The sequence below is a fragment of the Vibrio sp. YT-19(2023) genome (assembly GCF_033337395.1).
Genome location: NZ_JAWOQN010000735.1, coordinates 1 through 607, shown reverse-complemented (window position 1 = coordinate 607; position 607 = coordinate 1). Strand labels below are relative to the sequence as shown.

General features: G+C 44.5%; 1 protein-coding gene. It reads left to right on the top strand.

All coding sequences use genetic code 11. From position 1 onward, the window contains the following. The first annotated feature begins 138 nt into the window (after positions 1-138). Complete coding sequence (locus R7E78_RS28190) at positions 139-528, top strand: DUF2750 domain-containing protein (protein ID WP_318058892.1); 390 nt, start codon at positions 139-141, stop codon at positions 526-528. The last annotated feature ends 79 nt before the right edge of the window (positions 529-607 follow it).

Here is a 607-nt window from a genome sequence, read left to right as displayed (position 1 = left end):
ATGGAAAATACACTAAGCCGTAAGAAGCAAGGTTGGCCTTGGCTTCAAACTGAGCTAGCGTAATTTCACTATTACCAGCATATACTGTAAATGCCCGCTTAGCTGCGGGCATTTTTCTATGGGAAACAGGAGACTGATATGTCTGAGCAACTCACCCAAGAACAAATCGATACGATTAATCGCTATAACGAAGAGCAGCGCCTAAAGTATTGTGTCAAAGAGATTGTCGCGAATCGTAAAGTTTGGATTCTTAAAGACGAGCACGGTTGTGTCATGTTAAACACAGAAGACGATGATTGCGTTCCTGTGTGGCCAAATGAAGAATTTGCCAAGCAGTGGGCAACGGGTGACTGGGAAGAGTGTGAACCAGAAGCGATCTCTCTTAACAAATGGCATAGCCGTTGGACTACTGGCCTAGAAGATGATGAGCTATCGGTTGTTGTATTCCCGAATCAAAACGAAGAACGCGTGGTGTTCTTTCCTCACGAGTTTGATTTCGAACTGCGCACACAAGCAAGCCGTCGTTAATCTGCCTTTACTCGCTTCACCCAATAGAAAAAGCCTGCATGAAAGCAGGCTTTTTGTTTTTCGTGAGTCGTTTGTTTAG